Source organism: Krasilnikovia sp. M28-CT-15 (assembly GCF_047159595.1).
Taxonomy (GTDB): Bacteria; Actinomycetota; Actinomycetes; order Mycobacteriales; family Micromonosporaceae; genus Actinoplanes.
This window is the reverse complement of sequence record NZ_BAAGAK010000001.1, coordinates 477,754-503,371: the sequence shown is the minus strand read 5'-3', so window position 1 is coordinate 503,371 and position 25,618 is coordinate 477,754. Positions and strand designations below refer to the sequence as shown.

Sequence of the window (25,618 nt, the reverse complement as noted above, 5' to 3'; positions counted from 1 at the left end):
ATCTCCCCGTGGGCGCCTACGAGCACCTGATCACTCACGCGCTAGAGGATCAGCTCGACGGGCTGGACGAAGATCTTGTCCAGCGGACGGGGTTGGATCCCGCCGACGCGCACGAGGTGCTGGCACGCCACATCGCCGCGCTGACCCGCCGGGCGCTACGTGCCACGCCGGGCCAGGGCCCTGAGCGAGTGGCCCGGCAGGTCGGGGTGGCCAACAGCATCGCCCAGGCAATCGCGGCGGTCGTTCCCCCCGCCGCCGGACCCGGTGACCTGGTGGTGGCGTCCCACGATCTGCTCACCGCCCTAGTCAAGCGGCCCGCCGCGCCTGTAGCGGCGGCGTTTCCGCCGCGACCGGAGATCCCGCTGTCCGCTGGCGCGCTGCTGGTCAACGGACGCGGCCAACCCCGCATCGGAACCGAGGTCGCCCGTGAGATGGCCTCCGCCGACAGCGTCGAGCTGTTGTGCGCGTTCATCAAGTGGCACGGGCTGCGCCTGATCGAGGAGTCCATCCGCGACCTGATCAAGCGCGGCGGGCGACTACGTGTCATCACCACCACCTACCTCGGGGCAACGGACCAGCGGGCCCTGGATCGCCTCGCCGAGCTGGGTGCGCAGATCCGCATCTCATATGAGACTCGCAGTACCCGGCTGCACGCCAAGGCATGGCTGTTCCGCCGTGGCAGCGGCGCGAGCACGGCGTACGTGGGCTCATCCAACCTGTCAAAGGCCGCGTTGGTAGACGGGTTGGAGTGGAACGTCCGCTTGTCGGAGTTGGAGCAGCCGAGCATTCTCGCGACCTTCGCTGCGACCTTCGACGAGTACTGGGATGATCCCGGTTTCGAGGCCTACGACCCGCGCCGCGACGAGGCGCGGCTGCGGGAAGCTTTGGCCGCCGAGTCCGGACCAAATCCGACCGACCTGAGCATCGATCTGACCACGGTGCAGGTACGCCCGTACGGCTACCAACAGGAGATTCTCGACGATCTCGCCGCCGAGCGGGAGGTGCACGGGCGGCACCGCAACCTGGTCGTGATGGCCACCGGTACCGGCAAGACGATCGTGGCCGGGCTTGACTACCGGCGGCTGCGCCAGGCCGGCCAGGTCGAGTCGTTGCTGTTCGTGGCGCACCAGGAGCAGATCCTGCGGCAATCCCGATCGGTGTTCCGGCACGTGCTCGGCGACGGCACCTTCGGCGAGATCTTCGTCGGCGGCGAGCGCCCGCGCGAGTGGCGGCACGTATTCGCCTCAGTCCAGTCGCTACACCGCTTCGACCTCGCCGCGTTGGATCCAGACGCCTTCGACATGATCATCGTCGACGAGTTCCACCACGCCGAAGCACCCACCTACACCCGACTGCTTCAGCACCTGAGCCCGCGCATCCTGCTCGGCCTGACGGCGACCCCCGAACGCGCCGACGGCCTGGACGTCCGTCGCTGGTTCGACGGTCACACCGCGGCGGAGTTGCGGCTATGGGAGGCGTTGGAGCGGCAACTGCTGGCGCCGTTCCACTACTTCGGAATCCACGACGACGTCGATCTGTCCGCGCTCCGTTGGAAACGCGGACAAGGATACGACCAGGCCGAACTCGGCAATCTTTACACCGGACACCACGCCCGCGCCCGGATCATCCTGCAGGCAGTAACCGACAAGGTCGACGTGACCGGGATGCGGGCGATCGGTTTCTGCGTCAGCATCGAACACGCGCAATTCATGGCCGACCGATTTGTCCGAGCCGGGATTCCCGCGGTGGCGGTGACTTCCCGCACCGATACCGCCGGTCGGCAGGATGCCATCGCCCGTCTGAAAGCCGGCGCGCTCAAGGCACTGTTCACCGTCGATCTGTTCAACGAAGGCGTCGACCTGCCGACGGTGAACACGATCCTGCTGCTGCGACCCACCCAAAGCGCCACGATCTTTCTGCAGCAGCTGGGACGCGGCCTGCGCCTCGCCGACGACAAGCCGTGCCTGACGGTCCTGGACTTCATCGGTGCCCAGCACGCCCACTTCCGCTTCGACCTGCGCTACCGAGCACTTACCGGTTCCACTCGGCGGGCACTCACCCGCGACGTCGACCACGACTTCCCCACACTGCCCGCCGGCTGCCACATCCAGCTCGACCGCATCGCCAAGGGCATTGTGCTGCGGAACCTCCGCTCTGCGCTGCGAATGCGGCGCGCGGACCTCGTCGCCGAACTACGCCGCCTCGGCGACGTCCCACTCGCCAGCTTCCTCAGTGAAACCGGCATCGAGCTTGAGGACGTGTACCGGCGGCGCGCCGGCGGCGGCTGGACCGGGCTGCGCCGCCTCGCCGGCTTCGTGGACACACCAGCCGGCCCGCATGACGCCGTTCTGGGCGCGGCCATCGGCAGATTGCTACACATCGACGACCCCGACCGACTGCACCACCTCCGCGAACTGACCAACGGCGTGCAACCACCCGGGCGGCAAGGCGCGATGTTGCACCTCGCGCTGTGGGGCAAGACCCTCCCGGTTACAGAAACGGTCAATCAGTTGCGGGCACACCCGGACCGGGCCGCAGAACTCCGCCAAATTGTGGACGTCCTGCAAGCCCGCATCCACCGGATCACACGGCCGCTCGATCCGACCAACCAAGTCCCCCTGCGAGTACACGCCCGCTACACCCGCGACGAAGCCTGTGCCGCGTTCGGCATCGCCGATCCCTCGCAAATGCGCGAAGGCGTCAAATGGATCCCCGACGAGCAGGCCGACATCTTTTTCGTCACGCTCATCAAGACTGAACACCACTACTCGCCCACCACCATGTACCAAGACCGGGCCGTCACCCCGGAGCTGTTCCAATGGGAGTCGCAGAGCACCATCTCGGCCGCCTCGCCAACCGGGCAGCGGTACATTCACCACGCCGCACGCGGCTCCGCCGTGCACCTGTTCCTACGCCAGACCAAGGAAGCCGACGGCGACCTCGGCGCCCCGCCCTACCTCTACGCCGGGCCTATGACCTACCTGCAGCACGCCGGCAACCGCCCCATGCGCATCCTCTGGAGACTCGCACACCGGCTTCCCGCCGACACTTTCCACGAAGCCCGCGTGGCCGCCGGCTGACCACCAGCCTCTTGTTCTTATCCCCGCACAAGGACCGGTGACCGACCCTGGGATCCGAGCAACTGTGAACGGGTACGCCGCAGCCTCGAACACGCCGCAGCCTGCTCGACCAGCACGAGCACGTGCTCGGTCAAATTGATCAATTCGCTGTGCCTTCGGGGCTACATACAGCTGTCAGCCCGGCCGCGGCCAGGTCGCGCTGGCTGCCGCCCGAAGCCGATCGGACGCCCCACCCAACGCGCAGGTATGGATCAGCGAGGGCGATCTCGTCCGTGCCGGCCACCTCGGCGATGCCATCGAAAAGCTCCTGACGACGCCCGCAGGCGATATGTGGGTTGGCTACTTCGATGAAGCATGGGAGGGAGCGGGCCACAGACTCATGGCCTCGTCCGCTTTACGCACGATCTCGTCCCTAACTGGCTCTACCCGACCGACGCTGGGCTCCTCTGCGTGTTCGACTGCTACGCGCTCAACGTCTACGGGGAGAACGCATACTGCTGCCCATACACCGACTTCCACCTCATCTCGATCACCGGCGACGTCCCGAGAGACTTAGGTCCCGCGCTCTACCGTTCAGCGCATGGCCTCCTGCTGCAGGGCGCAGAAGGCGCGCTGATTGGCGGATACGGTCCGGAATTCGACCTGGTGACACCGCTACGCCTCAGCCAACAAGGCGTCGAGTCGACCGGGTGGCAGTGCCGGATCGTCCTCCCAGACGGGATGGAGGCACAACACCTCCGCTACACGTGCCGGGGACCCGATCTACACGCCTTCATTCGCGGTACGTGGTACCACCTAGCGTTGGACGAACTCACTGCAGATACCCGGGCCGATCACGGCTGGTGAGCACGACGACATCCGGGCTATCGCCCGCAGCCGCCGATCGGCGCTGGAAGGAGACTGGCGTGGGCATGTTGTACACGGTCGACGGCCGGGAGATCTGGGACCGAAGCCAAGCGACCTCACTGATGTTCGCCGACCTCATCCCCGCGATGGAGCGCCTTGTCAAACAGCCCAGCGGGTTCACCAACACCGGGTGGGACGAGATCCAGATCGACCCCGCAAAAGTACGGGCCTTCCTCGCTGCCATGTTCAGGTACCTGAGTCACAGCGGAAGCCTGCCCCTGCGCCAAATGGTGCGCGGGTTCCTCCAGGTCGCTCTATTCCTCGACTACCGCGCGTCGGGTCAGTGGTACCCCGTACCGGATGGGTTCGACGACATCACCGAAGACCTCCACCTCATCACGTGACCCGAGCCAAAGTCCCGCCTGCCGTCGCCCACCCTCTGGGGATCGGGCCTGGATCGACGGTGGACGGGACATCCCGGAGTCCGAATGCCCCGGGTCCGGACAGAGCCCAGTGCACCGAAGGTGCTCCGGTTCTCAACAGCACGGAAGCGGGAGGGTGGCCGCTGCGCCCGGCCGATGCCGGCGCTTGCGCCGCCAGCAGGCCGGAGCGCGAGGGAGCACCCGCCGCGCTTGCGCGGCGCGTTGATCTCATTCCAGGAGAACTCGGCAGTGGTCGCGCGAGCCCCGGCCATGTCGCCAGCAGGTCCAGCAGGCATGGAACCTTCTGACGCCCCGAACGACCCGAGTGGAAGGCTTCGTGAGCAATCCGTGAGCAGCAACCGCGACAGAAGCTGATCGGCCGAACGCAATTGGCCTCCCACCGCTGGTGAGAGGCCAATTGATATTGCGCGCCCGAAGGGACTCGAACCCCTAACCTTCTGATCCGTAGTCAGATGCTCTATCCATTGAGCTACGGGCGCTCATACAACTACTCCCCGTGATCGCACGTGCTGATGCGTCCAGCGGGTCGCGGTTGCGTATTCGCTGGTCCGGGCGTTTCGTCACTCCCGGACCTGCGGGTAACGACTCTAGCATGTCGCCGAGTGGGGCCTGCGTGCCGGTGCGTGTCGCACAATGCTGCACCGTGCTCCGACGTCCGGTCACCATCGGAGCACCACGGGGCCAGCGGGGACACGAAGATCGGGTTGGGCTCATCGTCGCCGGGGGGCGGATCGCATCCCAGCTCTGCCGCGCGCTGAGCATCTCACCAAGGGCCGCGTGCAGCTCGCGCAACGCGGCGATGCCACCACGATCGCAGTCCCGCACTGCGCCCGGCGGTCCGGGATCGATCGGCATGCCAACCGCCTGCACCGACGAGACGGCACTGAGGTACCGACGGGCCGCGGCAACATATCGTGTGCGGGTAAGCGGCTCCTCCCGCTCCGGGCTCACGCTCCCCAACACGATCATCGTACAGGCGTTCTAAGACTGCCTGCCATGCACTCTCGTCTCCCTTGCCTCAGGAGCCGGCGCCATGCGCCCCGCGATCTTCGCGCCCGCTTCCACCTCCAGCACCATGGCTTCGCGCAGCGCTGCGGCGCCGGCTCATGCAGCCGAGAGGAACCGGCATCCGAACGCCTGTACGATAAGGCGGCAGTGGCGTGCTCGGCTATCAACGGTCGGTGATCCACCGTGAGACGTGCACCAACGGGGGTGCTTCGCACCACGGCCACGCCCATTTGCTCTACTCCGAGATTCAATGTCCTACTTCGAGCAGACCCGCCATCACGTTCTGTGATTCTCGTGGGAGACGGCACACCTACGGCGTGCCTAGAGTGTGGCGACGATCAAGGCGGGGGACATGATGTGGCCAGGAAGTAAGCAGCGGTTGCCACGTGAGGGACACCAACAGGTCAACTCGTGTGCGCAACGATCCACCAACTGGGTCACTACCAGTGATGACGGCCTGGTCGTAGACGAAACGGGCCGAGCCGGGCTCGCAACGCAGGGTTCGTGCCCGTGAGGGTTCTCGCACCGATAGCCGTGTTCTTCCTGGCGGGCACGGCTGTGGCCACGTGGCTCGGCGTTCCCTCGGCAGCGGAGCACGCCGCGTTCGGTCGAGTCCCGTCGGCCCTGGTGCTGATCGCGGCGATCGTGGCGTCCGTCGTGGGCGCCGTCTTGACCAAGCCGAGTATCAACGCCACGACCCGGCGACGCACCGCCGCTGCGCTGACCGCATTGGCGGTCGCCACGACGGTCCTCGGCTTCAACCACCTCGCCAAATCAGCCCATCTGCCCGAGACCATGCTCGGCATCTACCTATGGCTGGTGACCCTCGCGCTCGCCAGCAGCGCGATCAAGCTCGTTCGGACCTCGTAGACGACCGGGCATGGGGTAGCAGGGGATCGCGCAGTTCCAGCGGTGTGGTGCCCAGTAGTGCGGCACCGGCCAACCCCAGCCTTCTTGCTCGCTCATAGGCAGAGCCCGTGTATCCAATCGCAACGCCCACCGTCACGCTTCGCAGCGAACGGATTCGCGGCAGAGAGGGTATTCGGGGCGCGGCGTGGCAGTTGCCTTGGCAGAATGCCCGAATGTTCCTGCTCCAGTCCGACGGTCGTAGCGACGCAGGGTTTGACGCATACCGCAACTACGTCGCCGACAACGCCGACCGGTTTCCTGCGGGTGCGCTGTTCCTCGCCCGAACCGACTGGTACTACGGACCGCACGACCACCGAGGGCCGCACGATGGCCGCCTCGAAGCCATGACCGTGACGGAACGATCAGGATCCGGTGAGCCTCACTGGCACAACAGGCTCGTGTCGGTGGAGTTGACGCTGCGCGGCGCTTACGACGACGGCAACATCACCCTGCGGTATCCGACGGTGCACTCGTACAACCTCGACGGGTTCATAGTCGGTGGAGGACATGCGGACTGGCGCTACGACGAACTGCGCCTCGACGAGGCCGGGCACCTCGTTCATGAGGTCGAATGGTGCTTCATGCAGGACACAGCCCGCTGGCTGATCGTCGCCGACGACATTCAGATGCGGTGGCAGCCAGACGGTGGCCTGCCTGAGATGGTCACACCGGCCACCACCTAGACAGCGGCCTCCGGCCGCTCATCGATACGCTCCTGCGCCGATCGTAGGCATCGATAATCACGACCCGTGACTGTGCTCGCCCGTGAGGGCGCCCTACCGGCGGTATGTGAGCGTGCCCGATCTCGGCCCCGGCAGTACCCCCGCTATCGCTGCCAGAATGCGACCGTGAGTTGGTCACCTATCATGTGGTTCCGATGCACCTGTCGGTGAGCGGCGGTGTGCTGGAGTGGGCGGCCGCAGCGAGCTTCACCCGCGGGATACTCGATCAAGCGCCGGAGCCGGTGCCGCTGCCCTCGGTCGCAGATGTTCTGGCCGTGTTGCGCGATGCGGGCTGCCACGGGACAGCGTGGTTCACGCTGGCCGACGCGGACGCGGTTCCACGTTTGGCGCCGTGTCCGGATCCCGCGGCGTGTGCGCGTACCGGGGGACTTGACCTTGGCGAGGTAGGTCTCCACATTGGCGGCGACGCCGACACCAAGTCGGCGATGCCGTCCGATGCCGCTGTGGAGGCCGTGTACTTTCGCAAGCCGAACGGGATCGCCGTGCTCACGGCCGTATGCCGGTTGGCCTCGGCGGCAGGCCCGCAGGTCGTCTTCGACGACTCGGCCGACCAATTCTTCGCCGTGCGGCCGGGCGAACTCGTAGAGGACCTTGTCCAAGAGTGGCCGTGGTAGGCAGCATCGCGCGAAGGCCGCCGCACGCTATCGGCGGGCAGCTCCAGATGCTCCTCCACGACCCTGGCCGTCTGGTTCTTAAAATGCGGGCGCAGAATGAGGCACTCACGGCGGCTATGCTCGACCACCGGCGGCGTAGTTCCGGCGCGGCCTTTGCGAACTTCGGGAGTAACTATGGCCAAGCAAATCATCACGCTGCTCACCGATGACCTCGACGGCGGGAACGCCGACCGCACCATCGGGTTCGGGCTCGATGGCGTCAATTACACCATCGACCTGTCCGAGAAGAACGCCGGAAAGCTACGCAAGGTGCTCGACCCATATCTGGCGGTCGCCTCCCGAGTCGGCCGCACTGAAACACATGGCCGCATCGGCTCCCGCACGGCCGCGGCGCCAGCCCGCTCAAGCCGGGATCAGAATCAAGCTATCCGGGAATGGGCCGCCAAGAACGGCTACGAGGTGTCCGAGCGAGGTCGCATCCCCAGCACCGTCGTCGAGGCGTTCCACGCCAAGCGGTAACCCCGTTACCCTCTGCCATATTCGTCGGCGAGGCCCTCGTCTGGGGTCAACACCAGGGCCAACGAATGCGTAGCCGCCCCCAACCTGGTCAGCGGCTGCGGTGAGCCTCGCGCAGTGTCGGCGGCCCAATGAGGGCGAATGAAGCGAGACAATCCGTTCATGTTGATCCTCGCGACCAGGGACGTCCTGGTGTCGATGCTTGCCGATGCCGGAGTGAACCCGGACGCGATGACCTCGGCCGACGTGCGAACGACCGTCGAGGTCTTCCGGTGCTTTGCCGGGCTCCCGGTCGATGGGGTAGCGCCGCCGGAGGAAGACGGTGACGGGGTCCTCGCCCAGTTCGGAACCTACGACTTTCGTGGACGATCTGAGTTCTCGACTGATCTCACGCGGCAGTTCGTCGAGGCGGGTGATGAGGACGCGCCGATGTGGCAACTGAGCTGCACGCTCTATTGGCCTGCTGGTGCGGAGACCGAGAGTCTGGCGTTCGGACACCTATGGTCCTTCGGCAAGACACTCGACGAGTTCTTCGCCAAGGCTGGTGCCCTTCCCGGCTGGGCATGGGCGTTGGACTGCCTGGAAGGACCCCAGGACCTCGTGATCACACTCGCAGAGCTCTGAGCGGCTGCGCTCATCGACTGCGAGCGTGTGCGTCCCACAGCGGTTCGGCCGTGACATTGCGTAGCGAGCGGATCGCGGCTGCACTTGAGTGCGGCCGGAAGCCGGCGTGCACGCCTCCGGCACGCAAGTGTCCTCAGCGGACACGCCGGGCAAAGGCGGATGGGAAAGCCCGTTGCCGGCACATCGTGCTGACGACCGAAATGTATGAGCCGGTTCGAGTCCGGTAGCACCGGCGCGCGCCAGCTCGGCGGCAGAGGAGCTGCGGCTGACGGTGTACGAAGCTCGCTCGGCGTACTCACTCGCCCACGCTGGTGCCCAGTCGTGGCGGCAGTTCGCGATACTGGTCCAGGTGAGCGAGCGTACCCCGATGGATTTGGCCGGGTATGAGCGGCGGGTCCGTTCCGGCGACTGCTTCATCTGCGCTGTCCTGCCAGCAGCGGTGCGCCCACGCCGCCGCCACCTGGGTCTTGCCTACCCCGCCCAGGCCGGTGACCACCTGCGAGACCACCACTGCCTGACCGGACCCGCTCGCCGCAGCGAGCTCCGCGTCGATCGCCCGGGGTTGGCGGCAATCGGCCAGCGGCGGGTCCACACCCACCCGATGCGGCCACCGCACCGACGGACGCCCGTGGACGTGCACAGGCGCGTGGAACACGCCCGCCGCGCCGTAGTTGGTGTCGACGGCGACCGCGTCGAGGCCGGTACGGGTGCCGGGGACGGGTGGCCTTAAGCCGTCGCCGGCGGCACTGGGGGGACCGATACCTCCTGATTGATCGTCACCGGTGCGGTGAACGTGCCACCGACCACCCCCGAATTGGTGCCCACGGTGATGTTGTAGGTCGCTGCCTTCGCGGGGTCCGCCAGACCGAGCAACAGCTCCGCGGCAGCCCGCACCTGCGCATCCTCCGCCGCGCCCGACGCGGTCAACTCCTCCCCGAGGCGAGCCTGCCACACACCCTCGTCGGTCTCGTCCGCCTCCAAGGCCGCCCGCCCGTCACCCCGCACCCACGGCCGCAGCACCTTCTTCAACCCCGCGTACGCGTCCTGTACCGCCGCCGTGGCCGTGTTCGTTACCCCCGCGCTCGCCCCGGCCGCCAACGCCGCCACGATCACCTCGATGTTCGACATCCCGCGCCTCCGCATCCCGGCTAACCGCACCACAGTGTGACCGAAAGACACCACTTGATCACGGTGAGGTGGCCAAGTGTCGGAAGGTGGCGGTACCTGACGGCACGGCCGCGGATGGCCACCAGAGGCCCGGCATTCGGGCGTTGTCGCGGTTCATCGCGGCGCCGAGGGTCAGCCCGGCGCCGGTACGCCGTGGTTCAATCGGTGCCTGCAAGATCAGGCAACGGCCGGGGGGACACGATGCAGGACCCAAATTCGTTCCAGGTTTGGGCGGCTGCCCAGACTCCGGACGAAAGTCCGGTCCCTGGCGCCGCCCCTCCTCCCGGTCCCCCACCACTTCCTGGTCCCGCACCGCTTCCTGGTGCCGCACCATTGCCTGGTGCCGCGCCGTTGCCTGGTGCCGCACCGTTGCCTGGTGCCGCGCCGGCGACCCCACCGGGGCGGCGCCGAAGTCGCGGGCTCCTGATCGGCGGTGCCGTCGGAGCGGTCCTCACACTGGCGGTCACCTACTGCGCCGTCGTCCTGGTCACCGCCGCCGTCCGGGCACCGCGACGACCGGCGTCGCCCCAGGCAGTCAGCCCGACCACCGCCACCGGGGCGCCGACCACCACCGTGATCGACACTCCAGCCACCCGCGTCCTGGCCGCCCTCAACCGGAGCGCCCAGGCACTGCTCCACGGCGACGAGGCCGGCTGGCTGGCCATCGTCGATCCGGGCCAGCCCAAGGTGCGGGCGTACTACCGGGACCTCTACGCCTCGCTCAGAGGGCTGGGGGTGACCCAGCTCGAGTACCACTACTCGGTCCCGAAACCGGTGCGGTGGGAGACAACGCGTTGGGACGACAACTTCTACCTGACGTACTGCTTCAGCTTGCCCAGCTGCCCGAAGCTCAAGTACACCACCACGACCGGCATGGGCGCGCCGATGATCACACAGGGCCTGACAATCAGCAAGGTCGGAAAGGACGACTACCGGATCTCGAACGTCGGCCCTGCGCGGATGAACCACAAAGAGGAGTGGCAGTCGACGCCGTGGCAGGTCGGCCCGCTGGTGCTGGCGCAGGGCAAGCGCGTCACGGTCGGTGCCAGCCGTGGCCACGCGAAACGGCTCAAGGAGGTTCTGGCAGCGGCGGAGCGAGCGGCCACGCGGGCCGACCACTACGCCGACCTGCTGGGCAATCCCCAGCGGCGCTACCGCGTCTATATGGCCACGGACGAGGAGTGGCGTAGCTGGTTCGGCACCACACCCAGCGAATGGGTGACCGGCTACACGACCTTCCCGGAGAACTTTCTGGGCGAGGTGGTGCTGCGCATGAGCAAGGCCCGCAGCGGGCGGGAGCTACAGGAACTGATCCAGCACGAGATGGGCCACGTGGTCACGCTCGGCGGGTCCGACCAGCACCGACCCGCGGCCCAGAACCTCGATATGTGGTTGCAAGAAGGCATCGCGGAGTACATCGCCTACGCACCCCGGCCCGCAACGGATTCCGTCCGCGTGCCCGTCGTACGCCAGAAGTTCCGCACCGACCCGCCGTCGAGCATCGCGCTAAAGACGCTCGACAAAGACGCGGGTCTCCTCGACGGCAACGCGTTCTACGGCGTGAGCCATCTCGCCGTCGACTGCATCGCGCGACGGTACGGCGAACGCAAACTCTTCGACTTCGTCGCTACGGTCATGCGGCCGGACAGCCCCCGCAACCGGCCATCGCTCGACACGGCATCGCGGCAGGTCTTCGGCACGCCGTTCCGGTCTGTCGACCGGGCCTGCGTTGCCCAGATCAAGCGGCAGCTCTAATCCTCTCAGCCGGTTCCTAAGCGATGTCTCGTAACCGCGCGCTGGTCGCGGTCGGCCACAGCATCCTCATCGCCATCTGGCACATGCTCAGCAACGACATCGACTACCAAGACCTCGGCCCCGATCACTTCCGTAATCGCGTCGACCCAGCGAAACAGGCCAGCCGCCTCGTCCACCAGCTCCAGCAACTCGGCTACCAAGCCGTCCTGACTCCCGTCGGCTGAGGTCTATTTTCGACTCAGGTGGTCAGCGCTTTTGCTTGCTGGGTCGGACCGGTGACGGTGCGGGCGATCTGTTCGGCCCAGTCGTTTGGCTTGGTTCGATAACCGTTCTTATGTCGGGTTTGGGATGGTTCGGTCGTCCGGCTTCCTGCGTGGGCTGCTTCCCCAACGCGCCGGGCTGGCCAGCAGCCGGACGGCGTCGGGCCACCACCAGGCCCCACCGTTGAGGTACAGGCACGTTCTCTGGGGGTCGAGGGCTCTGGCAGCGCGTTGTTCCAGCTCAGGTGGTGCCGTCGGAACCGGACCGATCACCACATCTGTGGTGCAAGCGCCGGGCCGGTAACGCGCTCGAAGGTGCGCCTGCGGGTGCCTACTCGCCGTCGGCGGGCCCGTGCCATGACTCCCACAGGGCTGCGTACGTTCCGCCTTTGCGTACCAGTTCGTCGTGGCTGCCGACCTCGCTGACCTGGCCGCTGTCCATGACCACGATGCGGTCGGCGTCCTTGGCGGTCTGCAGGCGATGCGCGATCGCGATGACGGTCCGGTTGCGTAGTACGGCGGCGAGCGCGCGTTCCGTGTTCCGCGCGGTGACCGGGTCCAGCGATGCGGTCGCCTCGTCGAGGATCACCGTGTGCGGGTCGGCCAGGACGACCCGGGCCAGGCTGAGCTGCTGGGCCTGGGCGTCATCAAGCTTGACGTCTTCGCCGAACGTGGTGTCCAGCCCGTCGGGAAGTTCGCCGGCCCAGTCGGCCCCGACCGCGGCCAAGGCGGCAAGCAGGTCGGCGTCGCCGGCGTCCGGGGCTGCGAGAAGCAGGTTGTCGCGCAGCGATTCACGGAATACGTGGTGGTCCTGGGTCACGAGGATCACGTGCCGGCGCAGCTGTTCGGCGGGCAGCTCTGAGACCGGCACGTCGCCGACCGTGAGGGTGCCGGTATGCGGCGCATCCACGCCGGCGATCAGGCGGCCGAGGGTGGATTTGCCGGCGCCGGACATGCCGACGATGGCCAGGCGTTCACCCGGTCGCACCTCGAGGCTTACGCCGTTGATCACGTCTCGGCCGGTGTCGTAGGCGTAGTGCACGTCGGAGATTTCGATCCGGTCTCCGACCGGCTCGGGCGCCACCCGGGGCGGCGTCCCGGCGCCTCGCATGCCCTCGACCCGGGCGAACGCGGCTCCGCCGCTTTGGAGGCTTTCCATCCAGGTCAGGATCAGGTCCAGCGGCACCGACAGTTGACGCAGGTACAGCGCCGAGGCGGTCACCATGCCGAGGCTCACCGCGCCGCGGTGGTACAGCAGCCCGCCGACGACGAGCACGCCGACCACGGCGATCACGTACGACGAGTCGACGACCGGATACAGGACGCTGCGCAGGAAGAGGGTCCGGATCCGGGTGTGCATGCCGTCATCGATGGCGCGGTCTGCGACCGCTCGGCGCTGCTGCTCAAGGCCGAAGGCATCGACCGTGCGCGCGCCGGCGGAGGTGTTGATCAGGACGTCGGTGATCACCGAGTTGGCGGCTCCTTCGGCCAGGTAGGCCGTGCGGGCGCGCCGCAGGTACCACCGGCTGACGAACACGATGCCGGTCATGCCAACGATGCCGCAGACACCGAGGAGCGGGTTGAGGACGAAGATGAGCATGAGGATCAGCAGCGCCTGCACGGCGGCGATGAAGACCTCGGGGATGCCGTCGCGCAGGATCCAGGCGACCTCGGAGACGTCGTGGACCACGCGCGCCGCGAGATCGCCGGGCGAGGTCCGTTCGACCAGCGACGCGGGCAGGCCGAGGGCGCGGTCGACGGCCTGCTCGCGAACGCGGGCGGCGGTGCGCTCACCGAATCGGAACCCGACCAGCAGCGCCGACCGGGACAGTGCGATCTGCAGGCCAGCGAACAACATGATCGACAGGGCCAGCCAGTTGATCGTGGTCAGGGCGCCGGCCGAATTCGCCGGGTTCCGCGTGGCGTCGACCACGGTGTCGATGATCCGGCCGAGCAGCCAGGGTCCGGCCAATGCCGCCAGCGCGGCCGATCCGTTGAGGAGCAGCATCCAGGCGACCGATGCCCGGTCGGCGCGGATGAGGTGTCGGGCCGCCTGCCGCACCTGGGCAGGTTCGGCCACCGCGAGGTGGTTCTTCGGTGTCATGGGGTGGTCGTCCATCTCACGCCTGGTTGCCGGCAGCCGCTTCGGCGTGGTCGTCGCCGGTCCGTTCCACCAGGGCGCGGTAGCTGGGCTCGCGTGCCATCAGTTCGTGATGCGGGCCGCGGGCCGTGACCCGGCCGTCGACGACGTGGAAGACGACATCGGCCTGATCCAGAAGTAGCGGGGAGGTGGTGGTCACTACCGTCGTCCGGCCGGCCCGGGCCGTTTTGAGACGGTGCGCGAGCGTGGCCTCGGTGTGGGCGTCCAGCGCCGAGGTCGGTTCGGTGGCCAGCAGCACCTCGGGATCGGCGAGCAGCGCCCGGACCAGCCGGAGTCGCTGCCGTTGGCCGCCGGACAGGTTGCCGCCGTGTGAGGCGATCGCCGAATCGGAGCCGGCCGGGAGGGCCTGCACGATGTCCTCGGCGACCGCCGCCCACAGGGCACGCCCGATCGCCTCCCTAGGGCGGTCGCGTCGACCGGAGACCACGTCACGAAGCCGGCCCTCGAACAACTCCGCGTCGTTCTCCGCCACGAGGAGCCGATCACGCACGGCCGACCGTGTGATGTCGGCCAGACGCAGGTCGCCCCACACGGCATCCGAGTCGACCAAGCGCCCCAGGCGTTCGACGATCGCGGCCGCATCGGCCGCGCGACTCGCGACGATGGCCGTCATCAGACCGGGCTCGATCACCACGCCGGATGCCGGGTCGCGCAACAACGCCGTTGCCGTTGGACCCTCGGGCATGGCATGCGTGACGTCGGCCGGCCGCGGCAGCGCAAGCAGTCGCGTGACGCGGCGACCGGCAACCGCTGCCCGGCTGAGATCCGTTCCGCCCTCAATGAGGGCCGAAACCGGGACCACCAGCACGGCCGCGTACCCGTAGACCGCCACCAGTTCGCCCACGCTGATCTCCGCCCGTACCGTCATCGCTGCTGCCAGCCAGGTGACGGCGCCGAGGAAGACGGCTGGTAGCCCGACGCTGAGGGCGTGCACCCAGCTGGTCACGGAGCCGACCCGGTAGCCCTCCTCTTGCAGCCGTTGCGAGCCGCGGCGGTAGCGTTCGACATGCACGGACTTGCCGCCGAAGCCGTTGAGTACCCGTAAACCGTGGACGATGTCCACGACCTGGTCGGAGAGGCGGCCCTCATATTCGCGGTAGACGCTGCTGCGGCTCTGCAGCCGCCCGAGCAGCGGGCCGACGGTCGCCACGAGGGCCGGAACACCCACGAGCACCACGATCGCCAGCAGCGGATCGATCGACAGCAGCAGGCCGGCCACCACGACGTAGGCAACAACGGCACCGAAGCCCGGCCCGGTCACCGTCAGGGCCTGCGCAATGACCCAGATATCGCGGCTGCCGACCGCAACGATCTCGCCGGACGAAACCAGCCGCGGCAACCGGGCCCCCAAAGCCGTGGTCTGGCGGACGACCGCACGCACCGCGCGATACGCGGCGTCCAGTCTGATCCGGGTCATCGTGCGGTGCCGCATGATGGCGAAGAAGGCGTTGGCCAGACCGACCGCCAGCAGTACACCCGACCACAGCACGAGCCGGCCGAAGTCCTTGCCCGCCAGCCCCCGGTCGATGGCCTGCGACAGAACGTAGGGCGGCAGCGTGAGACCAACCATCCAGGTGACGCCGAGCAGCGCTCCGCAGGCCACCCGCACGGGCTGGCTTCTGACCAGCCACCACAGAAATCGCCACGGGCTGCGCAGGTCGGCCGCAGACGGGTCGCGATGCGGATCGGTCATCCTCGCCAACCTCCGCCCACGCCTGACACCGTGGCGAAGCAACCTAACGAACAAGATCACTGGCCACAACAGCGGGGTCTGCCCCGTTACGCAGCGCCAACGGTCATTCCTGGACGAGACGGACAACTCTTTCCACGTACGGCCTTGACCCCTTCGGCACCCGCAGGTCTCGGAGACCGGGGCAACCCGTGGGAGGGATGGGGGTGTCGCGGTGACTCTGGCCGGGGCTAGGGGCCGGTCAGCGGCGGAAGCGGCGATACCGCCACCGGACTCGATCGGTTCGCGGTGCCGCCATTACCCAGCTGACCGTCGGCTCCCCAGCCCCAGCAGTAGGTTCTGGTGTCGTTGCCCAGCCCGCACGTGTGGCCTTCGCCGGCGGTGAGCTGGGTGAAGCTCACCCCATTCGGGGCTTTGACCGGCACCGGAGTCGTCGACTCGTCCACGGTGCCGTTGCCCAACTGACCGTCGGGGCCCCAGCCCCAGCAGTAGGTTCTGGTGTCGCTACCCAGCCCGCACGTGTGGTTGTTGCCGGCGGTGAGCTGGGTGAAGCGCACCCCGGCCGGGGCGGCCACCGCCACCGGCCGTAACTGGTCGGCAGTGCCGCCGTTACCCAGCTGGCTAGAGGAGCCGGCGCCCCAGCAGTAGGTTTGTGTGTCGCTGCCCAGCCCGCACGTGTGGGACTGTGGATTGCTCCTCTGTCAAGCAGCCGTATCGGCGCGTAGCGCTTGGTAGATGACGTCGGAGAGGCGTCGTTTCAGCACGCGAAGGGCTTCCATGCCGCCGTCGCCGCCGGCTTTGCGGCGGGCGATCAGCTCTTGTGCTGGCAGGTGGCAGCGGGCCTGGGTCATCGCGATGCGGTGCAGGGCGGCGTTGAGCTGGCGGTTCCCGGTGCGGCTGAGCCTGTGCCGGGAACGGTTGGACGACCAGACAGGAAGCGGGGCGGTGCCGTTGTGGCGGGCGTAGGCCGACGCGGACCGGAAGCGCGCGATACCAGCGGTTTCGCCGAGGATCTTCGCGGCGGTCAACGCAGCGCAGCCAGGTAGTGCGATCAGTGTGGGTGCCAGTTGCTGGGCGAGTTTGCTGATCTCCGCCCCGAGGGCGTTGATCTCGTCGGTCAGCTGCCGGCATCGCTCGACGAGCGCGGCGGCGAGCCGGGCAACGGTGCCGGGCAGGGTCGTCAGCCGGTGAAGGACTCGGTTGAGGTTGCTGGCCCGGTCCAGTGACCGGGCAGGCGGATCCCACTCGGGGTCGAGTTCGTGCAGGTGCCAGCGGAGGCGGTTGACGGCGCGGGTGCGTTCGGCGATCAGGTCTTCGCGGTGGTCGACGAGCAGGCGGATCTCGCGGTCGGGTCCGTCGAGGTGGGCGACGGGTAGTCCGTCCTCGCGGAGCGCGGCGCGGGCGACGGCCAGGGCGTCGATTGGGTCGGACTTGCCGTAGGTGCGGGCGGCATCGCGGGCGTGTGCCATGAGCTTGGGCGGGACACGGACGATGCGTTCGCCAGCGGCGAGTAGGTCGCGTTCGAGGCGGCGGGTCATGTTGCGGCAGTCCTCGAGAGCCCAGACGCGGTCGGGGTCGTGCCTGGCCGCCCACCGCAGCAGCGTGAGGTGATCTTTGCTGGTTGATCCGCAGGTCTTGACCGCGACTTGCCGGCCGTTGCCGTCGATGATGACGGCGGTGTGGGTGCGCTTGTGCGCGTCGATGCCGATGACCACCATGGAAGTGCGTCTCCTTGACCGAGGGGCGCGGGCCGGTCGGTAGGCATGTCCCAGTCGGGCGCTGACACGCTCCTCTCAAGCCATACCGGCCGGTCCTTGAGGTCTGGCGGGCCGCAGAACCTACAACAGCCACGAAGGCAACAAACAGGTGGAGCGAGCCCGCCAGACAGTCCAAGGTTGACACTGGATCTAACGGTGTTTCGGGCCTGACCCGCCGGGCGTAGCCCGGCGAGGAGGGTGCCGTGATGACCGCGACACTGAACGATGTGACCCCACGGAAGAAGAAGCCCGAGCCGTCGGCGGAGGAACAGGCCGCCGCGGAGCTGGTACGGCTGGCCAAGGAACAAGGCCTGGCGCTGACCGGGCCAGACGGGCTGCTCAAGCAGCTGACCAAGACGGTGCTCGAGACCGCGTTGAACGAGGAAATGACCGAGCACCTGGGCTACGAGAAGCACGACCCGGCCGGTGCCGGGTCGGGCAACATCCGCAACGGCAGCCGGTCCAAGACCGTGCTGACCGAGGCCACCGGCCATGTCGCGATCGACGTGCCCCGCGACCGGGCGGGCACGTTCGAGCCGCAGATCGTCAAGAAGCGGCAGCGCCGGTTGTCCGGCGTCGACGAGGTCGTGTTGTCGCTGTACGCGAAAGGTTTGACCACCGGCGAGATCAGTGCCCATTTCGCCGAGATCTACGGGGCGTCGGTGTCGAAGGAGACGATCTCCCGGATCACCGACAAGGTCATCGAGGAGATGACCGACTGGTCGCACCGGCCCCTGGACGCGATCTACGCGGCGGTGTTCATCGACGCCATCGTGGTCAAGGTCCGCGACGGTCAAGTCGCGAACCGGCCGTTCTACGCCGCGATCGGGGTCACCCTCGACGGGGACAAGGACATCCTCGGCCTGTGGGCCGGCACAGGTGGCGAGGGCGCGAAGTTCTGGATGAGCGTGCTGACCGACCTGCGCAACCGGGGCGTCAAGGACGTGTTCTTCCTGGTCTGCGACGGCCTGAAAGGGCTGCCGGAGGTGGTCACGAACGTGTGGCCGGGCACGGTGGTGCAGACCTGCATCATTCATCTGATCCGCAACACGTTCCGGCTGACCTCCCGCAAGTACTGGGACGAGCTGAAACGCGACGTCAAGCCGATCTACACCGCGGTCAACGCCACTGCCGCCCGGGCGGCCTTCGACGACCTCGCCGAGAAGTGGGGCGGCCGGTATCCGGCAGTGATCCGGTTGTGGGACAACGCCTGGTCGGAGTTCATCCCCTTCCTCGACTACGACGTGGAGATCCGGCAGGTGCTGTGCAGCACGAACGCGATCGAGTCGTTGAACGCCCGCTACCGGCGGGCGATCAAAGCCCGCGGCCACTTCCCGAACGAACAGGCAGCGCTAAAGTGCCTGTATCTCGTGACCCGGTCCCTGGACCCGACCGGGACCGGCCGAACCCGATGGACGATGCGCTGGAAACCCGCCCTGAACGCCTTCGCCATCACCTTCAGCGACCGCTTCCCGGCCGCTGAGACCTACTGAAGACCGCCGGAAACACCATTAGCGAGATAGTCCCCATTCACCGCATGTGTTGTGTACGAGGACGGGTGTGGTGCCGGCGAGTACATAGTAAGTGTGGATGTCGTCAACGGTGAGGTTGTACGCGCGGCCGTAGAGGTCACTGCCCTCCGTGAGGCCGGTGATGCGGACGTGTTGGCCGTCGGCGGTAAGGACGAGGTCACCGGGGTCGAGGGCGGCGCTAGGTTCCCATACCTTGTCAGTGTCGTTCCAGAAAGGATGATTTTTCGTGGTGTTGACGCTGGCCTTACCGAGTTTGAGCTTGACGAACTGGTCTTGGTGGATCCAGAGGTGGGTTACGGTCCGGGCGCCCTTCCTGCCGGTTTTGGGGTCGGCAGCCTGTACCTTGTCGCCGGTTTTGATGGCGGCGATGGGTTTGCTGGTGCCGTCGGCCATGAGGACGCGGGTGTCGCCGGTGAAGCTGCAGAACCCTTCCGCGCCCTTGGCCGTGACCCGGCCGCCCACAGCTTCCACGCCATCCCTGACACCGGCCTTGACGCCGGCGCCGGCGATGGCGCGGGCGGCGCGGATGCCTTTGATTGCGCCGTAGGCGCCCTTGAAGGCCGCGCCGGCGGGCAGGACGTAGGGCAAGGCTTCACCGGCCTTGTAGGCCCAGCTGTTGGTTTTGACGTAGCAGCTGGAGCCGGGGCTGAGGGCTTCGCGGGCGATGCCGGTGAGGCCGAAGCTGGCACCGTCGCCGACGCCTTCGAGGAAGCCGACGACGTGGCCGATGACGCCGGTGGTGAGGGTTTCTCGGGTGGCTCCGTGGTTGAGGACCCAGTTCTGCATGAAGGAGCAGTCGGCGCACAGGCCGGCGGGGTCGGTGTTCTGGATGGGGTTGTTGCGGGCGTAAGCGTAGGGCTGGCCGGTGGTGTCGATGGCCGGGTCGAGGGTGAGGAATTGTCCGGTGGCTGGGTCGTAGTCGCGGGCGCGGAGGTAGACCAGTCCGGTGTCGGGGTCGGTCCAGGCGCCGGTGAATCCGATGCGGCTGTCGGCGGTGCCGGTGTGGGCGGTGCGTTTGCCGTAGGGGTCGTAGGTGTTGGTACTGGTGGTGGCGCCGGCCGCGTTGGTGATGCGGCGGACGGAGCCGAGGTTGTCGGTGTGCAGGTATTCGACGGTGCCGCTGTGGTCGATCTGGGCGTAGGGGGTGAGGTCGGGCCCGTACAGGTAGCGGTGGGTGCCGTCGTCGAGTAGCAGCGGCATGCTGCTGTTGGTGGCCCAGGTGAAGGTGGTGGTGGCGCCGTTGCTGGTGCGGGACTTGCGCAGGCCGGCGCCGTCGATGGTGTAGCCGATGTCGCCGCTGGTGGTGGTCACGCGGGTCAGCGCGCCGGGGCTGTTGTAGTGGTAGGAGGTGGTCCCGGCAGGGCTGCTGGCGCCGGCGGGGATGGTGGCGGTGGTGCGGTTGCCGTTGGTGTCGTTGGCGTAGCTGGCCTGGGTGACCCCCGTGTGGGTGGCGGCGGTGAGTTGTTCGGCCGCGTTGTAGGCAAGGGTGGTGCCGTCCGGGGTGCCGGTGAGGCTGCCTGCGGGGGTGGTGTTGTAGGTGCCGTTGGTGGTGGGGCCGGCGACGCCGGCGAGTTTGCCGCCCTTGTCGAAGGTGTAGGTGTTGCCGTCGCCGGTCTTGATCTGTCCGGCGTCGTCGTAGGTGTAGTCGTAGGTGTCCAGGCTCGCGCCCGCGGCGGTGAGCTGGATGGACTTGGTGCGTCCGGTGGTGTCGTAGTCGTAGGTGCTGGTGACACCGTCGGGTGTGGTCTGCCGCTTCCGTTGGCCGTCCGGGGTCCAGGTGAAGGTGGTGGTGCGGTTGGCCCAGTCGGTGGCCGTGGTCATCTGCCCGGCCTTGTCGTAGCACGCCGCTGGGCGATCGCACGCTGCTGATCGACGATCAGGCGGCCCTCCGCGCCCACCTAGCGGCGCAGGAGCCGCGGATCCTGGCCGTGCCGTCCAGCCTGCCGCTGAACGAGATCCCGCTCCGGCGCCCGCACACCATCCTGGTGTACGGCAAGCTCGTGCCGAACCCGGCCGTGAGGGTGCCCGCGCTCGACGAGGAGGAGGTCGAGAGGCACCTGTCCGCCCGGATCGAGCCGGACCGGGCCCGGTCCCTCGGCGTCCTGGCCCGGCGTGGGCTGGGCCAGCTGTGGCGGGCCCTGGCCAAACACCGCTCGCTCGCGATCCCGCCCTGGGCCCGGTCGGCCGATGTCCGCCTCCGGCGGCTGGCGCTGCTGGGCGGCTGGCACGGCGATCACGACGGTGATCGGGCGACCGTCAATGAGTTCATCGGGGTGGATAACGCCGAGATGGCCGAGATCTCCGCTCAGGCGGCCGCGGACCCGGACACGGCGATGCTCGGGCACCTGGGTCAGCGGTGGTACGTGCAGGCGCCCGAGGACACCATCGTCCTGCTGGCGCCCAGCTTCACCGATGAGGACCGGGCGGCATTCGCCGGCCTGGCGGTCCACGTCCTCACCACGCAGGGCGGGTCGGTGGCGATCCGGCGAGGCATCGCGGAGTCGCTGATCGTCCTCGCGGTCCGCGGTGGTTCGGCCGACCTCGCGCACCGGGTGGTGCGCGAGGTTATGAGCCAGGCGAACCTCTCCCTCGCGGACGTGCTGACGTATCTGGCCGAGGCATCCCCCACCGCGTTCCTCGACGCCGTGCGGACCGGCCGCCTTTTCTCCCGCGCGGCCCTGGAGCTCCTCGCCTGGCCGACCGAGCATTTCGGCGGTGCGGTCGAGGCTCTGGCCCGGATGGCCGCGGCCGATCCGGGCAGCGATCAGCCGGACCGGCCGGGCGCCTCGCTCGCCGAGATCTTCGAGGTCACACGGCCCCAGACCAACGCATCCCGACCGGTCCGGCTGCGCGCCCTGAAGCGGATGCTCCGCGACCAGCCCGAGGTCGCCCGGACGCTGCTGCTCGACCTGCTCCGGTCGGCCCGGCACGGAACCATCGGTACGCTCCACCCGACGCCGCTCCTGCGGGACTGGCCGATACCGGGGGCACCGCCTCCGGCCGAGACCTACGCCGCCTTCCGGGACGTCGCCGGCCTGGCCCTGGACGACCTCGACGACGATCCGGAACGCTTCCTCGCCCTCATCCCACTGTCCGACAACCTGCCCGACGATCAGCGCTCCGGCTTCGTGGAGCGGCTGATGTCCCTGTCCAGTTCGGTCGACGACGAGGAGATGCGGCGGCGTCTGTCCGAGGCGCTCCGCGAACTGATCGCGCTGCACACCGACGTCGGCGACGCGCCGTGGGCGATGTCGGCGGACGAACTCGCGCCGTTCCGGCGGGCCGCCGACGCGCTCGCGCCGTCGCAACCGGCCGACCAGACGTTCTGGCTGTTCGGCAACCGGTGGCCCCAGCCGGAGGGCGTCACGAGGAGACGGTCCAGCGCGGAGTACTTCACCGAGCTGTCGCGGCTACGAGCCGAGGCGGTGGCGCGGATCCTGGCCTCCGGCGGTCTCGACGCACTGGTGGCGCTAGCCGACCGAACCGGGAACGGCGACCTAATCGGGGCCGCCCTCGCCCAGTCGCCGTCCACCGAGCACGACGACGTGCTGCTGACCTGGCTGTCCGGGGACCGCCCGGCGAGCCGGCCGGACATCGCGTTCGAGTACTTCGCGCTGCGGATCCGGCGCGGCGCCGACTACCTCGACCGCACCTCGGATCCGACCGCGCGGGCGAGGCTGCTGTTGGCGCGGCGCGATCCGGAGAACACCGATCCTGGCCCCGAGGCGGCCGCCGTCTACTGGCGCGAGTTCGGGGTCAACGGCCTCGGCCCCGAGTTCACCGGTGTCGCGAAGGCGGCGGCCGGCCTGATCAGCGTGGGCCGGTTCTCGGCGGCCCTGGATCTGATCGCGATGTACGCCGAACAGGTCGACACGCCCGAGGTCGCCGTCGAGGCGGCCACCGCCTGCGAGGGATTCGTCCGGTCGGCCGAGGAGGACCGCCGGCTTTCCGGATACGACCTGCAGATCGTCGTCGAACTGCTCGAACGTCACCGGGACGCGCTCGGGCCGCATCGGGTGACCGAGATCGAGCTGAACCTCGTCCCGCTCCTGCGCTACGACGCCCGTACGCCGCCGATCCACGCCCGCCTCGCTGAGGACCCGGCCTTCTTCGTCGAGCTCGTCGAGGCCGCCTTCCGGCCCGAGGGCTCCGACGAGACCGTCGACGACCCGGACCAGGCCGCCCGGATCCGCGCCATCTCCCAGGTCCTGCGCTCCTGGCGCCGCTGCCCGGGCACCGGTCCGGATGGGACCATCGACGCCGAGGCCCTCGCGGCCTGGGTCGAGGAGGTGAGACGACGGCTGTCGGCCTCGGGCCGGCTGCGCCTCGCCGACGGGAAGATCGGCGCCGTCCTCGCTTTCGCCGAGCCGGACGAGGACGGCTCGGTGCCACCGCTGGCCGTGCGCGAGGTGTTGGAGGACGCGGACAGCGACGCGATGGACAGTGCTCTTTTGGGGCGGTCTCTACAACCGGCGCGGGGTGACGTGGCGAGGCGCCCGGGACGGCGGCGCTCAAGAACGGACGCTGGTCGAACGTTATCGGGAGTGCGAACGTCAGGCCGAGGGCTGGCCTCGGTCGCAGCGGATTCTCCGGCAGCTGGCCGAAACGTATGAGCGGGAGAGCCGCGAGCAGGACCACGATGCCGAGGTCCGGCGCCGCGGAATCGAGTGGTGACGATGGAGATGACGTGTACCCGATCGACGTTCTGATCGTCGCGGCGATCCCGCTGGAGCACGAGGCCGCCAAGGCCGGCATCGAGGACTGGACGCTCTGCGACGAGGACGACCCACATCCCTACCTCCGGGGCGAGTACCGATGTTCCGACGGCCGCCGGTTGTCGGTGGCGCTCGCCCGGCCGGTCCGGATGAGCGGCCGCCCGACCGGGGTCGCGGCCACGGCGCTGGTCGACCGGCTGCGTCCGGGCTGCCTGGCCATGCCCGGCGTGTGCGCGGGCAACCCGGGCCAGGTCGCGCTGGGCGATGTGGTGGTGGCCGAGATGACGTACGAGTACGACGAGGGCAAGCAGACCAGGGACGGCTTCGTCGGCGACCACCGGCACTACCAACTCAACCAGAAGTGGATCCGCGCCGCGCAGGAGCTGAATCCTCCGAGCGGGCTGCCCAGCTACGGCCCCGCAACCGAGGAGGAGGCCGCCCTCTGGCTGCCGGAGCGGCTGCTCCTCGATCAGGACCCGGTGAAGCACCCGGCGTTCGAACGCTACTTCCCACCGGGCATGTGGCCACAACGGCCAGAGGCGATCGAGGCCCAGGGGCACATCGTCCGGCCCGGGGTGGAGTGGGTGCTGACCGAGGAGGGCCGCACCTTCATCGAGCGCGCCCGCTACGACGATGTGCACGGGCCCGCGAAGCTGCCGTTCGCGGTGGCGGTGGCGCCCATGGCCAGTGGGAGTTACGTGGCCAAGGACGGCGAAGCCTGGGCGCGGCTGTCGGCGATGGGCGTACGCACCGTCACCGGCCTGGACATGGAGGCCGCGACCATCGCCACCGTGGCCGAGACCCAGGGTGTACCGGACTGGCTGGTGGTCAAGGGCGTCATGGACCACGCCGACCCGGCCAAGGACGACCGCTACAAGCGGTTCGCGGCCCGTGCCTCGGCCGAGGTCCTCTACGCCCTGCTGGACCGGCGGGCCGGCCGATCACAGAACCCGGCCGCACGCGACGTCCGGCTGGAGAGTGTCCGGGGTCTGCAGATCGGCGACCACAACGTCCAGCACAACACCTTCAACAGCTGAGTGGTGCGGGCCGGAGGGATTCGAACCCCTAGGCGCTGAGCCGGCGGTTTACAGCCGATCCCGACCCTCCCGCGTCGGCACACCCGCATGAGGACTGGCTGTCCCCCGTGAGGACGGCCAGTCGGTGAGGGGGGCGGGACTCGAACCCGCGACCGAGGGAGTCCCGGCGACGCAGTTGGATCGAGCTGCGTACGAGCCACACCTGATGTCGATGAAAGAAGTGGCACCCGAGCCGCCGCGAGCCGGTTCAGATGGTACGTCACCGCTGCATGATGACGCCCCGGTACGACATCTCCCCAGCCGTCCGCCGGACGTGTCGCCCACGCACGGACGGTGGGGATCACTCGGCACCCCGCACCGTCGCCAATCCGACCCTCCTGCCTCGCGAGGTGCTTCCTGCCCAACTCAACATCAGATCGGCCGAGCGACCTCTAGTGACGGTGTGGGTAGAAGCGGTTACGATCCGAACCGGACGGTGATGATGACACAGCGAAGTGACAAGGGTTGACAACAGGGGTATATGCCTGTCGCAGGGGAGCCGCGGTGCGCCTGCCGAGTTTCTGTGAGCTCCGGTCACAGTCGTCATGCTCAGCCCTCTCGGGAGTGGAAGCTAGAACCGTCCACGAGGTAGCGACGATGAGGGTGTCGAGCGAGGAGCGCAGTCGGTGACAAGTTCAGATCCGTCGAGCCGCTGGCCGAGTGAGGGCTCCGGAGTGCCGCCGCTGGACGACGCACCCGGTGCCATGTCTTCCTTTGGTTCT

20 protein-coding genes and 1 tRNA gene are annotated in these 25,618 nt (G+C 68.2%); 13 read left to right on the top strand and 8 right to left on the bottom strand.

What is annotated here, in order from left to right:
- Positions 1-8: 8 nt before the first annotated feature.
- From ACMCNO_RS02395 to ACMCNO_RS02385, 3 genes are all read left to right on the top strand, one after another.
- The gene (locus ACMCNO_RS02395) at positions 9-3,080 is read left to right on the top strand and encodes a DUF3427 domain-containing protein (RefSeq protein WP_412747791.1); all 3,072 of its coding nucleotides are present in this window, start codon (positions 9-11) and stop codon (positions 3,078-3,080) included.
- Positions 3,081-3,530: 450 nt separating this feature from the next.
- Positions 3,531-3,926 carry a hypothetical protein gene (locus ACMCNO_RS02390; RefSeq protein ID WP_412747790.1) on the top strand — a complete coding sequence of 132 codons (396 nt, stop codon included), beginning with the start codon at positions 3,531-3,533 and terminating at the stop codon, positions 3,924-3,926.
- 65 nt (positions 3,927-3,991) lie between these two features.
- The gene (locus ACMCNO_RS02385) at positions 3,992-4,330 is read left to right on the top strand and encodes a DUF6086 family protein (protein ID WP_412753587.1); all 339 of its coding nucleotides are present in this window, start codon (positions 3,992-3,994) and stop codon (positions 4,328-4,330) included.
- Between the two features lie 445 nt (positions 4,331-4,775).
- On the opposite strand, the gene ACMCNO_RS02380 is transcribed toward ACMCNO_RS02385, so the two are convergent.
- Positions 4,776-4,848: transfer RNA gene (locus ACMCNO_RS02380), tRNA-Arg, on the bottom strand.
- Positions 4,849-5,887: 1,039 nt separating this feature from the next.
- Between ACMCNO_RS02380 and ACMCNO_RS02375 the strand changes: the two genes are divergently transcribed.
- The 5 genes from ACMCNO_RS02375 to ACMCNO_RS02355 all read left to right on the top strand — a co-directional run bounded on the left by ACMCNO_RS02375 (position 5,888) and on the right by ACMCNO_RS02355 (position 8,783).
- Positions 5,888-6,247, top strand: coding sequence for a hypothetical protein (locus tag ACMCNO_RS02375; protein WP_412747789.1), 360 nt, complete (start codon positions 5,888-5,890; stop codon positions 6,245-6,247).
- 212 nt (positions 6,248-6,459) lie between these two features.
- On the top strand, positions 6,460-6,969 hold the full coding sequence (locus ACMCNO_RS02370; RefSeq protein ID WP_412747788.1) for a hypothetical protein: 510 nt from the start codon (positions 6,460-6,462) through the stop codon (positions 6,967-6,969).
- A 194-nt stretch (positions 6,970-7,163) separates the two neighbouring features.
- On the top strand, positions 7,164-7,643 hold the full coding sequence (locus tag ACMCNO_RS02365; RefSeq protein WP_412747787.1) for a hypothetical protein: 480 nt from the start codon (positions 7,164-7,166) through the stop codon (positions 7,641-7,643).
- A 174-nt stretch (positions 7,644-7,817) separates the two neighbouring features.
- Positions 7,818-8,162, top strand: coding sequence for a histone-like nucleoid-structuring protein Lsr2 (locus tag ACMCNO_RS02360; protein WP_412747786.1), 345 nt, complete (start codon positions 7,818-7,820; stop codon positions 8,160-8,162).
- A 159-nt stretch (positions 8,163-8,321) separates the two neighbouring features.
- Positions 8,322-8,783 carry a hypothetical protein gene (locus tag ACMCNO_RS02355; protein WP_412747785.1) on the top strand — a complete coding sequence of 154 codons (462 nt, stop codon included), beginning with the start codon at positions 8,322-8,324 and terminating at the stop codon, positions 8,781-8,783.
- Between the two features lie 295 nt (positions 8,784-9,078).
- Here ACMCNO_RS02355 and ACMCNO_RS02350 read toward each other — a convergent pair whose 3' ends face one another.
- Positions 9,079-9,375 (bottom strand): hypothetical protein, encoded by a 297-nt coding sequence (locus tag ACMCNO_RS02350; RefSeq protein WP_412747784.1) that lies wholly within the window; start codon positions 9,373-9,375, stop codon positions 9,079-9,081.
- 134 nt (positions 9,376-9,509) lie between these two features.
- Positions 9,510-9,911 (bottom strand): hypothetical protein, encoded by a 402-nt coding sequence (locus tag ACMCNO_RS02345; protein WP_412747783.1) that lies wholly within the window; start codon positions 9,909-9,911, stop codon positions 9,510-9,512.
- Positions 9,912-10,319: 408 nt separating this feature from the next.
- Here ACMCNO_RS02345 and ACMCNO_RS02340 point away from each other — a divergent pair, with 408 nt between their 5' ends.
- Together ACMCNO_RS02340 and ACMCNO_RS02335 are read left to right on the top strand one after the other, a co-directional pair.
- The gene (locus ACMCNO_RS02340) at positions 10,320-11,705 is read left to right on the top strand and encodes a hypothetical protein (protein WP_412747782.1); all 1,386 of its coding nucleotides are present in this window, start codon (positions 10,320-10,322) and stop codon (positions 11,703-11,705) included.
- Between the two features lie 23 nt (positions 11,706-11,728).
- Positions 11,729-11,929, top strand: coding sequence for a hypothetical protein (locus ACMCNO_RS02335; protein WP_412747781.1), 201 nt, complete (start codon positions 11,729-11,731; stop codon positions 11,927-11,929).
- A gap of 367 nt (positions 11,930-12,296) precedes the next feature.
- Here ACMCNO_RS02335 and ACMCNO_RS02330 read toward each other — a convergent pair whose 3' ends face one another.
- The 4 genes from ACMCNO_RS02330 to ACMCNO_RS02315 all read right to left on the bottom strand — a co-directional run bounded on the left by ACMCNO_RS02330 (position 12,297) and on the right by ACMCNO_RS02315 (position 17,534).
- Positions 12,297-14,069: an ABC transporter ATP-binding protein gene (locus ACMCNO_RS02330; RefSeq protein WP_412747780.1), complete on the bottom strand. Its 1,773-nt coding sequence runs from the start codon at positions 14,067-14,069 to the stop codon at positions 12,297-12,299.
- Positions 14,070-14,085: 16 nt separating this feature from the next.
- On the bottom strand, positions 14,086-15,729 hold the full coding sequence (locus ACMCNO_RS02325; RefSeq protein ID WP_412753586.1) for an ABC transporter transmembrane domain-containing protein: 1,644 nt from the start codon (positions 15,727-15,729) through the stop codon (positions 14,086-14,088).
- A 317-nt stretch (positions 15,730-16,046) separates the two neighbouring features.
- A complete protein-coding gene (locus tag ACMCNO_RS02320) occupies positions 16,047-16,484 on the bottom strand; it encodes an RCC1 domain-containing protein (protein ID WP_412753585.1) in 438 nt (145 codons plus the stop codon).
- 33 nt (positions 16,485-16,517) lie between these two features.
- The gene (locus ACMCNO_RS02315) at positions 16,518-17,534 is read right to left on the bottom strand and encodes an IS110 family transposase (RefSeq protein ID WP_412747779.1); all 1,017 of its coding nucleotides are present in this window, start codon (positions 17,532-17,534) and stop codon (positions 16,518-16,520) included.
- 245 nt (positions 17,535-17,779) lie between these two features.
- On the opposite strand from ACMCNO_RS02315, the gene ACMCNO_RS02310 reads away from it, so the two are divergent.
- Entirely contained in the window at positions 17,780-19,066 is a 1,287-nt protein-coding gene (locus tag ACMCNO_RS02310) for an IS256 family transposase (RefSeq protein WP_412747778.1), read from the top strand.
- An 18-nt stretch (positions 19,067-19,084) separates the two neighbouring features.
- Here the strand turns inward: ACMCNO_RS02310 and ACMCNO_RS02305 are convergent, their stop codons facing one another.
- Positions 19,085-20,926: an RHS repeat-associated core domain-containing protein gene (locus ACMCNO_RS02305; RefSeq protein WP_412747777.1), complete on the bottom strand. Its 1,842-nt coding sequence runs from the start codon at positions 20,924-20,926 to the stop codon at positions 19,085-19,087.
- 107 nt (positions 20,927-21,033) lie between these two features.
- Here ACMCNO_RS02305 and ACMCNO_RS02300 point away from each other — a divergent pair, with 107 nt between their 5' ends.
- On the top strand, positions 21,034-23,718 hold the full coding sequence (locus ACMCNO_RS02300) for a hypothetical protein (protein WP_412747776.1): 2,685 nt from the start codon (positions 21,034-21,036) through the stop codon (positions 23,716-23,718).
- 74 nt (positions 23,719-23,792) lie between these two features.
- Positions 23,793-24,857: a hypothetical protein gene (locus ACMCNO_RS02295; protein WP_412747775.1), complete on the top strand. Its 1,065-nt coding sequence runs from the start codon at positions 23,793-23,795 to the stop codon at positions 24,855-24,857.
- Positions 24,858-25,618: the final 761 nt, after the last annotated feature.

Excerpts from the sequence above, each read along its gene's own strand:
- ACMCNO_RS02360 (WP_412747786.1), top strand. The coding sequence starts at position 7,818 with ATGGCCAAGCAAATCATCACGCTGCTCACCGATGACCTCGACGGCGGG.
- ACMCNO_RS02315 (WP_412747779.1), bottom strand. The coding sequence starts at position 17,534 with ATGGTGGTCATCGGCATCGACGCGCACAAGCGCACCCACACCGCCGTC.
- ACMCNO_RS02365 (WP_412747787.1), top strand. The coding sequence starts at position 7,164 with ATGCACCTGTCGGTGAGCGGCGGTGTGCTGGAGTGGGCGGCCGCAGCG.
- ACMCNO_RS02345 (WP_412747783.1), bottom strand. The coding sequence starts at position 9,911 with ATGTCGAACATCGAGGTGATCGTGGCGGCGTTGGCGGCCGGGGCGAGC.
- ACMCNO_RS02370 (WP_412747788.1), top strand. The coding sequence starts at position 6,460 with ATGTTCCTGCTCCAGTCCGACGGTCGTAGCGACGCAGGGTTTGACGCA.
- ACMCNO_RS02310 (WP_412747778.1), top strand. The coding sequence starts at position 17,780 with ATGACCGCGACACTGAACGATGTGACCCCACGGAAGAAGAAGCCCGAG.
- ACMCNO_RS02305 (WP_412747777.1), bottom strand. The coding sequence starts at position 20,926 with ATGACCACGGCCACCGACTGGGCCAACCGCACCACCACCTTCACCTGG.
- ACMCNO_RS02385 (WP_412753587.1), top strand. The coding sequence starts at position 3,992 with ATGTTGTACACGGTCGACGGCCGGGAGATCTGGGACCGAAGCCAAGCG.
- ACMCNO_RS02330 (WP_412747780.1), bottom strand. The coding sequence starts at position 14,069 with ATGACACCGAAGAACCACCTCGCGGTGGCCGAACCTGCCCAGGTGCGG.
- ACMCNO_RS02355 (WP_412747785.1), top strand. The coding sequence starts at position 8,322 with ATGTTGATCCTCGCGACCAGGGACGTCCTGGTGTCGATGCTTGCCGAT.
- ACMCNO_RS02335 (WP_412747781.1), top strand. The coding sequence starts at position 11,729 with ATGTCTCGTAACCGCGCGCTGGTCGCGGTCGGCCACAGCATCCTCATC.